The 10,979-nt window shown below is 58.7% G+C and carries 7 protein-coding genes; 1 reads left to right on the top strand and 6 read right to left on the bottom strand.

Features of this window, described 5'->3' with window-relative positions; genetic code table 11:
• Window positions 1-178: 178 nt before the first annotated feature.
• Window positions 179-784 carry a DUF4291 domain-containing protein gene (locus L4923_RS29885; RefSeq protein ID WP_239370745.1) on the top strand — a complete coding sequence of 202 codons (606 nt, stop codon included), beginning with the start codon at window positions 179-181 and terminating at the stop codon, window positions 782-784.
• On the opposite strand, the gene L4923_RS29880 is transcribed toward L4923_RS29885, so the two are convergent.
• The 6 genes from L4923_RS29880 to tssI all read right to left on the bottom strand — a co-directional run.
• The gene (locus L4923_RS29880; RefSeq protein WP_239370744.1) at window positions 767-1,357 is read right to left on the bottom strand and encodes a hypothetical protein; all 591 of its coding nucleotides are present in this window, start codon (window positions 1,355-1,357) and stop codon (window positions 767-769) included. The two genes, L4923_RS29885 and L4923_RS29880, sit on opposite strands and share 18 nt — an antisense overlap.
• Complete coding sequence (locus L4923_RS29875; RefSeq protein ID WP_239370743.1) at window positions 1,354-5,796, bottom strand: RHS repeat-associated core domain-containing protein; 4,443 nt, start codon at window positions 5,794-5,796, stop codon at window positions 1,354-1,356. The genes L4923_RS29880 and L4923_RS29875 overlap by 4 nt, the downstream gene beginning before the upstream one ends.
• Window positions 5,797-5,876: 80 nt before the next feature.
• Window positions 5,877-6,764 (bottom strand): hypothetical protein, encoded by an 888-nt coding sequence (locus tag L4923_RS29870; RefSeq protein WP_239370742.1) that lies wholly within the window; start codon window positions 6,762-6,764, stop codon window positions 5,877-5,879.
• Window positions 6,765-6,773: 9 nt separating this feature from the next.
• Entirely contained in the window at window positions 6,774-7,895 is a 1,122-nt protein-coding gene (locus tag L4923_RS29865) for a DUF2515 family protein (RefSeq protein WP_239370741.1), read from the bottom strand.
• A complete protein-coding gene (locus tag L4923_RS29860) occupies window positions 7,888-9,045 on the bottom strand; it encodes a DUF2169 family type VI secretion system accessory protein (RefSeq protein ID WP_239370740.1) in 1,158 nt (385 codons plus the stop codon). Before L4923_RS29860 ends, L4923_RS29865 begins: the two co-directional genes overlap by 8 nt.
• A gap of 10 nt (window positions 9,046-9,055) precedes the next feature.
• The coding region (gene tssI / locus L4923_RS29855) for a type VI secretion system tip protein TssI/VgrG (protein WP_239370739.1) at window positions 9,056-10,979 on the bottom strand (1,924 nt) is incomplete at its 5' end.

The raw sequence follows: 10,979 nt of genomic DNA, 5'->3' as shown, positions 1-10,979 counted from the left end.
GCCAGCTGAGCTGGCAGGAAGTCTATCTGGTCTTCGCCGTACTCAATCTGGTGGTCTGTCTGCCGCTGCATGGCTGGTGTCTCACATAAACAGAAACTATCGATCGCGGATCTTCCGCCATATGGCCATTTACGGTTTCGTTTCCTGAGAGCCCCAAACTCAATAGATTGGCTGAACCATGATCCATCAAATTCGAGCAGTTTACGACGAGACGACGATACGTGTGTATCAAGCATACAATGACGCCATAGCTGATGCAGCGCTTAAACACGGAACCTTCGTTTCGCCGCCATTCAGCTTGACCAGGATGTCCTGGATCAAGCCATCTTTCCTGTGGATGATGTATCGATCTGGATGGGGCAAAAAGGATCCAAACCAGAAACGCATCCTTGCTATCGAGATCAAACGCACTGGATTTGAAAGCGCTTTGTCAAATTCGTGCCTGAGCCACTTTGAGCCCGGTCTCTACGGCACCAAAGAGGAATGGAAAAAGCGCTTGCTTCAATCCGATGTTCGCATCCAATGGGATCCCGAACGTGACCTTCATATGCAGCCATTGTCCGCCAGAAGCCTGCAAGTAGGCTTGTCGGGCGATGCGTTGCGTCAATATGTCGACGACTGGATAATAAGCATTTCGGATATTAGCGATTATGCTGATTTGGTAAAAAATACTTTGGATAACGGTCAAGTCGAGGATGTCTCTCGGCTGCTTCCCAAAGAAAAAATCTACAATCTGCCCGCCGAGATAGAGGTTGGGATCTGTGCTTCAAGCGCTAAGATCTAAGCCACTTGCGGCAAATCTTTCAAGTTGTTCATTGGCTCTCGCGGCCACGACGGTGTCTGGGTGGTTGGCGAGTTTGGTCAATTCCTGAAACGCTGCTTTTCTCGCTGCGGCATCCACAGGTCCACCACGAACGGGTAAGATCAGCTTTCCTAAACCCCATATCGCCTTCCGCGACAAACCGTCAGCGTCGTCAGTTTCGACCAGCAATGGAGGCTTTGCAAAAACGGCACGCCGAAGGGGTTCAACAGCGGCAGGACTATGCATCATCTGCAAAACTTCAACGATATTTTCGTGTTCGTTGTGCCAGTATTGTTCGATAGTATATCCAATCATAGAGCAAATTTCATTCCGCTCAGTATCGTTAGCTTTTGATTCTTCTTCGAAAAATTTAAAATGAAACCCAAGATCCATTGCCATGGAGAAGGCGTTGGAGTCTCTTTCTCTTATAGATGTAGCGATTATGTCTTTTATGTCGATTTTTGGAGAAGCTTTTTCAAAATCATAAAACCGCTTCGAGAACTCTGATTTATAGTAGGAATCTTTCATCTTCTGAATGTCGTTTGCAGGGATCATTGTATGGACTCGAATCGAGTAATGTTATTGTTAAAGGTATCTATGCCGGGGCCGCGACCCAGGCCGATATTGCTAACCCCGCCCTCGCTCTTAAACATAGTTCCGGTTTGAGCCCATCCTTTTCCAGCGTCGGGCATGTTGGGGTATTCCCTGGCGGTTGCCGGGTTTCCTTTATGTCTACCGCCCAATTTCTCAAGTGCTGCCTTTGTTCCGGGCCGCGTTTCAAATTTAACAACAACACCATCATACTGTCTTGAATAGGCTTCGGAGGGAGAGACAAACGTTTCGCTGGTTGGCCTAATTTTTCCAGTCCTCTGCAAATGCTCGAAGTCTGCCTTTGACATCGTTCTGTAGAAAATTTCTGATCTGGCTGTTGCGGCCAGCCCAAGCGGGTCGATCCATGTGGTTGGATTCTGCACATATCCCTGTGGTCTGTCTCCACCAGCCAATCCGATCGGATCAGGCGACACGTATTGGGCGGTCAGCGGATCGTAGTGGCGATGGCGATTGTAATAAAGCCCGGTCTCGGCGTCTTCGTACTGGCCGGGGAAGCGCCAGGGGCACTGGAGGTCCTCCGGTAAAGGCTCGTGCGAAGACCTAGCTACGAGGTTGCCGAACGTGCGGGTGGCGCGTACCTCGCCCCAGACATGATGCTCCACCGCCCAGACGAGATTGCCCTTTTCGTCAAACATCTCCTTTGGCGTGCCGAGATGGTCACAGACGATGGGGAAAAGCGCCGGAGCGGCGAGAGCCGAGCCGTCCGGCAGCTTCGCTCCGGCAGGCAGTTCTTTCGCAAGCAGCCGGTGCGTTGCGCCTTCGTCCTCCTCGAAATGCCAGCGTATCGCCTCGTCCCAGGCAACGCGGCCGCCGAGATGCAGGGGAGCCTCGGCCACCATATGGTCGCCGTCCCACAGGAAGGCGGCGCCGACTTGCGGCAGGTCGTCCGGATGCCAGGCATTGTCGTTGGAAGCGCCGGTGGTGGCTGAAGGTGAACCATCGCCCGAAACCAACTCCGGCCATCTGGAGACGGCCCGCCGCCTTTCGGCTTCCGAAAACTTTCGGACTTTCGACACCCGCCGTCCGAACGGGTCGTAACGGTAGAGCCACTCGTCTCCGCCGGGATCGATGCACGACACCAGGCGATCATGCACGTCCCAGCCATAGCGCCATTTGCGCGGCCGAAAACCATCGCGCTCGACATGACGTTCGGTCAGCCGCCCGCAGGCGTCATGGATCAGCCGGATACGCTCGCCTTTGGGCCCCCGCGCGATCTGCACCACGCCACCCGGTGTCGAGGTCCAGCGTTCCATCGGCACGCCGCGATAGCTCGCACCACCAATGCCGGCCTGATGCACGACCGATGAGGCGCCCGTGACATTGCGCGCCGCGTCATAGGCAAAATTCTCCGAGTTCGAACGGCCGACCGCTGAGGCGAGCTGCCCGTTGTCGTCATAGGCGAGCCTGGTTTGGCCCCACAATGCATCATCGATGACGACGGGCGCGAAGGCGCGGTCGTATTCGTAGATCCGCCGTGCTGCAGTTGGAGACTGCGGGCCGCCGCCCAGCGGGACATTGACCCCGAAGGGTGAAACACGGTTGACGGCAGCGGCGGCACCGCCCGCCTGCTGCTCCGTCAGTTGTCCGACCGCGTCAAAGCGCTGGTCGAGCGAAAAACCTCTCGTCGTGATGCGTCGCGTCTCGCGGCCCAGTGCGTCATGCGAGAAGTTGAAACCCGCTTCGCCGGCGGTCAGCCGCTCCACCTGACCGAGCGGATCGCGCACATAGTCGGTGAGACCACCCGCCGATCCGGTCATGTCGCGCAGGATACGCTGGCCCATCGCATCGCGTGTCGATTTTGTGCGCACGCCATTCAGCGTCTCACCGACAATGCGGCCGTTTCTGTCGCGCTCGAAAGATACGAGCGCTGCTTTGTTCTCGGCGCGGACCAGCAGCCCGCGCGCGTCATACCAGAGGCGGGTGACATCCTGCGGCTTGCCGTCCGCCTTGACTGCATCCGGCGCAAAACTCTCGATGCGGCGCAGAAGGCCGGACTTGTCATAGGCGTAGGTCAGTCGCGCGCCGTCCGGCTTGAGCATCGCGGTGACTTGGCCAGCAGCGTCGCGTTCGTAGCGGCGGATTCGTCCATCGAAGTCCTCTTCTTCGATCACCCGCCCGGCAAGGTCGCGGCCGAAGCGGTAGACCCGACCCACGGCGTTGGTGACGGTGAGGATGCGCCCTTCGATATCGTAGCCGAAGCTGAGCTTGCCGCCCTTGGGGTCGGTGATCGAGGCGAGCACGCCGAAGGCAGCGTTCTCGTAGCGCCAGGCGCGCCCTTCGCCGTCGCGCACCACCGAAACCAGTCCTTGTTCGTCGAAGGACCGGGTGACGGTAACCCCGTCGGGACGCGTGATCTCAGTGGGCGCATCGAAACCGCCGGCGCCGGCATGATAAGAGCGGCGCGTGACATGGCCCAATGCATTGGTGACGGCGATCTGCCGGCCGAAGACGTCATAGTCGAAACGCGTAGTGTTGCCCTTGGCATCGGTGACCGTTGCCAGCCGATTGTGCTCATCCCAGCTTCGGCGTTCGACGCTGCCATTGGGGAAATGCGTTTCGATCACACGGCCCTTGTCGTCGCGCACCAGCCGCGTGGCGTGGCCTTCGGCATCGGTTTCGGCGATGACGTTGGACTGGAAGTCGTGCTCGTATCTGCGCTTGTTGCCGGCGCCGTCGATGACCAGCATGAGTTCGCCGTTGTCACCCCAGATATGGGTGGTGACGCGACCCTCCGCATCCCGGCTTTCCTGCGGATTGCCGCGGGTGTCGTAGCGGGTGGAGGATTCGAAGCCGTTGGCGTCCTTCGTGGCGATCCGGAAACCGGCCCTGTTGTAACGGTGGCTTACCGTGCCGCCCAGCGCGTCGATCTCGGCGGTGATGTTCTCGTTTTCGTCATACTGGAAGCGTTGCGCGGCGGCGCCATTGCCACCCGGCAAATAGGCGGTCTCGCCTGCGCGGTAATCGAAACGGTCGTCGTTCCAGATGCCGTTGGTGGCGGTGTGGACGACCCGGCCCTGCTCATCATAGGTGAAATGAGTCTCGGAGGCGCGGGTGATGTTGTGCCAGGAGGCAATCAGGTCCTTCGCTTCCTGCCACTGATAGCGCACCGACATGCCGAAGGCGCAGTCGGCCGACAGCATGCGGCCGCGCTGGTCATAGCTGTAGGCCGCCAGCTCCAGTTCGGAGCCGTCCGTGCCGATCAGGGTGATTTTGGTGCGCCGGCCCTTGGCGTCGTTCTCGAAGGCGAGCGACAGTCCGTCGGGCCCATCGGCGCGCACCAGCCAGCCCTCGATCGTGCGGGTCAGCATCAGCTCGAAGCCGTTGAGATCTTCGATCTTCTCCAGCCGGTAGAAGCCATCGGCATATTGCCGGAAATGCTTGGTGATGCGCCCGTCCTTCAGCGTGAGTTGCCTGAGCCAGGGCGCCTTGAGCTCCAGGTGCGGATAGCCGGCATTGGTGGCGGGCAAGAAGTTGAACGGCCGCTCGAAACCGATGCGCTTGCCTTCGTCATTGTGGAAGACGAGCTGGCCGCGCTCTGGATTGGAGAAGATCTCGTCGAACATCGAGATCTGGCAAGCGCCGAGCGGGCTGCGATAGCGCCCGGGCAGGCCGAGCTTGAGGCCCATGTAGCGCGCGCCGTCAAAGGCGAAGGTGCCGGGGATGAGAAAATCGCGCCAGGTCTCGAGATATTCGCCATTGGCCACGGACACGGGCTCGCCAGTCTCGACCGCCTCGACCTTCGCGGGAGGGCGCCTGACGCTGAATACGCCGCGTGGAGACAGCGTTCGTGCTCCAAGCGCAGCCAAGGCAGCCTCGTTGGTCAGCTTCGCATACTGTTCCCCCATTCCGGATGCCGTCCTGAAGGTCGAATCAATTGCGCCAAGCTTTGTTTCAGCGGTGATCGCTTGCTTTTCGGCACACCGCTTTTTGATGAGATCGGCATAATCTGAAGGAGAGCTGGCGAACTCTTTCGACTGCAGGTGAGCTATATTTCTGTCCGAGTTAATCATGAACGCCAGGTTGTTGGCGTCATTGCCGGAGAGATAGTCGGACAGCGGACGGTTCTGGGCAAAATTCGCCGACTCTATAAGGCTGGAGGCCTCCATGGCAGTCATGCGCTGTCCATACTCGGTGGTCAAATCATAGCCGGCCTGCTCTGCGAAGTCCGTGATACCCTTCCACTGTCTGGCGACTTCGGCATCGCGGAGAGGCCTGGCCTGATCTTCGAGCTGCTTTTGATAAGGCGATTTCGGGCAATAATAGTACCCGTCCGGTGCCGCCGTGGCGCCCGTCAGGGAGACTGCATCGGCATTGGCGCTGCGGGTCGCATCGTTCTCGCCTGGAACAACGCGTTCTTTGGTCTTTATGTCGTCAGGCGGCATTTATGACCTGCTTCCCACCAATCGAAACAGTGACAAAAGTCACGAGAACCTCCACTCCAGCGCAAACCAACAAGGCACCTTCATTGTTGGGTTGAGCCATCGGGCAGTTGCCAGCGTTTGATTGTTTCCTTGCCGAGCCAGGGTTTCTGAGGATTCCAGTTCGGGTTTGGAACATCGATCTGTTTCATGCCATGCGCTTCCGGCGTCCATTCCGGATCATCGAGCCATGTGCGCAAGCCCGGTGGCGTGTCCTTTTGAGTGTCGGCAAGAAAACGTCTGGCACGCACGACGTCATCGCGCGTATCGCGCAACTTTTCAGGCGCCCAGATCTGCAGTTGCGGCAGAAAGCGCGGCGTTGGATCGGAGGGGGTGATCGGCGCGGAGCCGGGAAGATTAGGGTCGAAAGCAGGAGTTTGGCTGACGTCCAGCAGGATGTAGTGCAATTTATTGCCCGATCCGCTCACAAGCGTGCCGTAAGCCTTGGCATTGCTTGTGTAATTGCTGTCCATCTCGTTTTCTGGATAAAAAAGAGATTCCTTGCGCCATCCGGCCTTCAAGAGCTGATCGATAAAGGCGCGAGCCGCCTTGTCGGCTACCGCAAATGGATGGGGCTGCTCATTCAACTTCACATCGAAATTGGTGATAATGCCCCCGCTTTGACCGATCGCCAGCATTCGTCCAGGCGGCAGATCGAGACTGAAGTCTCCGTCCTTGTAGCGAACGGCAACCCAGACATCGGTAAAGAAGATCGGCATCCGATCGTCCGTCTTGTCGACCGGAACCGTAAACTCTCCGAGCCCGCCGGAACCTTCTTTCAGGTCGTTGGCCACCATGAAATCCGCGACGCTCTGGCCGAGTTGGATCTCTATCGACCGAGGAGGCTGTTTGCCGGGATCGTCGGAAGAGTTAAGCATGAAATACAGTCCGATCAGTGCAACGACACAGGCGAATACCAGGAGATGCTTCACGATGCGGTCTCACCAACCTTGCTGCCTTTCCAGCGCGTTCATGAGGTCGTTATAGTAACCGACGCGATCCCTGGGATTAGCGATTTCGCCACGAAATGGCACCGTATTGCTGTCCCCGCATTGCGTTGATACCGGAATATCGTAGGTATTCTTTCCCGATATTAACTTATATGGCTTGTTCGCAACTTCCATTAAACCGAACGTTCCAGAATATTTTTCGTAAACAGGCTGCACGATCTTCATTTGCTCGAACATAGCAATATTATCAGCGCCGGCTCGAAGATTGCCGTTGTCAATCTCCTGGAAGGCCTTTTGTATTTCAGGAGGGAGGTTTTTCTTCTCGGCTGCATAGCATTTTTTCATCTGCTCATACCCATGCCGGGCCCGGAAGGCCGCAAACGGATAGATGTCCCGGAAAATCGCCTTGTTGGCGTCACCAAGCGCCTGGTACATGTTGTACCAAGGGTCCAGGCCCGTTCCATTCATCGGGTCCGGATCAAGCCCCGCGATGACGTCGGGGTCCAGGCTCCTTACAAGTTTCATGCTGCAACCGCCCTGAACGGAAACGATCGACGCGAGCTTGATCCAGCGATTTGAAGGATCTTCCCGAGCCAGCTTGTCGTAGGCGGCAGTGATTGCCTTATTGCGCTCGATCGGGTCTTCTATGGCAGTGATTGCATTTGTTTCGCGTTCGATCGCCTCGATGCGCTGCTTGCACTCGCTCTTGATCGTCTTGTCCTCGAGCGCCTTTTGCGGTTCGCGCGGCCCAGGGTCAGGCCTATTGATCCAGGCATCCTGGCGATGGTGCCATGTGGCGAAACCCTCCGAATAGACAAAGGGCGAAGCTATATCCACCAGGCCTATGCCTTTGTAGCCAGGACTAACGGCGCCTTTCTCCGTGCCGGGTTCATGTCCGGTGACACCCGGAACGGCAGTGTTCAGTTGAAGGTCGAACTTGCCGTTGTCGCGTACCGAAGGCGAATAGCGGACCGCCTTGTCCAGCGTCACCATGGATGAATAGGCAACCGGAACGACCGCCGAGCCGACCGGCGTCAGGCACACATCCGGGCCTCGCGAAGCGATAACGTTGGAGGCGCATTTGCGCGCCGAAACCATGGCCATCTTACTCATGCAGCGTGACCAACTCCGGGCGTTGGGACTGACCGGCCGAAGTCGACCGGATAGGGTACAGATTGGCCCGTTCATACCGATCGGGCTCAAAATTCACCCGCCAGGTCAGATAGATTCGCCAGTCTCGCCGGTTCGGGCCGCCGATATCGAGAAATACGGTGTCGAGTACCATGTCCTTACTGACGACTGCACCGTCTTCCTCGACGAAATCGATCGCGATCCGTTCACCTGGCAAATCGAAGGCAACGATCTTCGCCCAAGCTGCCAATCCGGACAGGAAGATGCGTTCCGAACCCTTGAGCCAGGGCTTCACCGTCAGGTCTGGATGAGCCGAATTGTGATAGGCGAAATCGTAATCTGGTGGCCAGGCCGGCCAGAGGTTGTCCTTCCAGTTCTGATCGTAAGTACCACCTAGCGGCCGGCGCGGCAGCCATGCCGGCGGAATTGGACCCAGGCTCTGCGGTGCCGGCTTGGCGTAAGGATCGGAAATTGGATCGTTGAAGGCCTCGATCTGCGGCGCAGGTACCGGCCTTGTGTGATCGGTCCATTCCGGATCGATCTTGCTGCGGCCGAGAGGGTTGCGATGGTCGGTGTCGAAGCGTGGATTGCCGTCATCGTCCAGCCCCTGCGGCACCTCGCCGCCGAAGGCATATTCGTAGTGCAAGGGCAGTTCGGCGACCGGGTCGGGCTCGGACAGATCCCAGCCTTCGAACTGCTGCCTGTGGTTGCGCCAGGCCTTGCGTTCCTCGTCGTTCAGCGTCCGCTTCCAGCGCGGCTGCCATTGTCGAGGGCCGGTCACTCGCAACACTTTCTCCAGCACCAGCTTTGAGCCATCCTCGATCTTCACGCCGCACAGCCAGGATGGAACAGGCTGCCCACCCGGCACGCGAGCCACGCCGTTGACGATGATGTCCGTCGCCGGCTTGTGCGGCACCATGTCGGAAGGATGCCAAAGGGATGTAACGTTCACCGCGCCGTGGCACAGGTCGGTGAACACCATCGGCGCTTGTTCTTCCGCAAGCAGAAGCCGGCCAGAAGGCGCCAGTTCATAGGTCGCCTTGGTGATGATGACGCCGAACTCCTGCCCCTGATTGTCCTGGCTGTAGTAGCGGAAGTTAGGGTAAGGGGTGTGGTTGACGAGTTCCGGCATCGGGTCGACCTCAATTGTTGTCGACCATTGGAGCGATCAACTGAATATGGCTTTCGGCGTCGATGTAGATACGAACGCCTTTCAATAGGATCGTGCCGTCATCCTTCATGATGAGGATTGACTTCGGCGGTTGTTCCTCACCGTTCTCGTCCTTTCCTCCACCAACACCGACGAACAACTCCTTGCCGATCATCACCCGCTTGGTGTTGCCGACCTTCTGGTTGTAGACCTGCCCGACCGTCACGACCTTGGCGACGCCGACCTGCTCCGTCTGGGCGATACCGACATTCGTGTCCTGCATATTGCTGATCAATTCGCGCAGAATGCCCTTGCCGACCATGCCTCCTACCTGCGCGGCGAGCGCAGCCCCGGCATCGTTCATCGACTTGCCACCTTCGCTGCGCATTCCACCGGCCAGTGCCTCATTGATGCCACTGCGTAACTTGTCCATGCCGGGGAGCATAGCGCCAAGAGCACCCTGGGCCATGAGGCCGGATTGCAAAGCCGCTACGGCTTGGCCGCCATCGCCGGCATCCGCGCCGGCGCCGCTGGATGCATCAACCGCCTCGCCGGCGGCTTCCGCATTCTTGTCGCCGCCAGAGGGAGCATCAGCTGCAGCGGCGGCGGCAAGGCTCATCGCCTGTTGCAGCATGCCGGCGCTTGAACCGGACAATGCGGCAAGCACGCCACCGGCAATGATGTTGGCAACGCCGCCGACGCCGCCGACCACCAGGTTCATGCCGCCGCCGACCTGATGGCTCATATTGTTGCCGATTTCCAGCGACTGATTGGCACCGATAGAATGAAGTGCATTGGAATCGACGCGACTGGTCTGGTTGTTGAGCACCTTCACCGTCTGGTCCTTCTGGGCATGAAGGAACATGTTCTCCTTCCCCGTCTGGTCTTCGAAAGACAGCTCGTTGAAACCGGTGCTCTTATAACTGTCCGATCGCAGCACGCTTTTGGTCTTGTGCGCTGGCAGGCTATAAGGCGTCGTCTGCCTCGCATTGGGCACCAGTCCGACGATGAGCGGCTTGTCGAAGTCGCCGTCGATATGGGACAGCACCGCTTCCATGCCGATGCGCGGGATGATCTGCCCACCCCAGCCGGCACCGCCCCAGTTCTGCGCCACGCGGATCCAGCAGGTGTCGGAGCCATCCTTCCTGGCGCGGCGGTCCCATGGGAACCAGACCTTCACCCGGCCATGGGGGTCGGTGTGGATCTCCTCGCCTTCAGGGCCGGCGATGATGGCGATTTGCGTGCCTTCTACGCGCGGCCGCGGCACCGTGCGGTGCGGCGTTGCCGGTACCTTGCTTGGAATGGCCAGGAAGCGGTTGACGTATTCGGGATCGCCCTCATTCGTCTCATAGGAGCGGTCCCTGGCCACATGCACGATCTGGATGACGACATGCTCCTCGAACTGATTGCCGGCATCCGACACGTCATAGGGGGTGAAGCGGAAGCCCGGCGCCAGCGTGCGCACGCTGGACTGGCCCTCGACCCGGTTGTGCTCGGCTTCCGCCGCCTGCATCCTGAGCTTCGACTGCGCCTCGACCCGATCGCGGTCGATGCCTTCGGAGGCTGAATCGCTGCCATAGCCGCCGATGGCAGGGTATTCGTAGAGATCGTACTGGTCGTTGCCCGGCAGCTTCACCAGCGACGGCGTGTCGGCCTGCGGCACGCCGTTGGGCTCAAGGAAGTTCCAGTCGGCCATCGAGCGCTTGCCGGGCACATAGGAGAACGACTTCTCGAATTTGGAGATGTGGTTGCGGTCGCTCGAGCCCATGGCAAAGCGCACATTGGACGTCTCGCTCTTGGCATAGCCGAACTCGTGATTGGCCAGCACCAGCGTGTGCCTGGCCGCGACCGAGCCCATCTGGCCGCCCTCATGCTCGAACCAGTAGAAGATGCCGTCTTCTTCCAGGCGCCGGGTG

Origin of the sequence: Terribium retamae, assembly GCF_022347545.1 — a bacterium.
GTDB classification, from domain to species: domain Bacteria; phylum Pseudomonadota; class Alphaproteobacteria; order Rhizobiales; family Rhizobiaceae; genus Mesorhizobium; species Mesorhizobium retamae.
The sequence above is the reverse complement of the archived record's forward strand: the minus strand, read 5'-3'. Positions and strand labels throughout refer to the sequence as shown.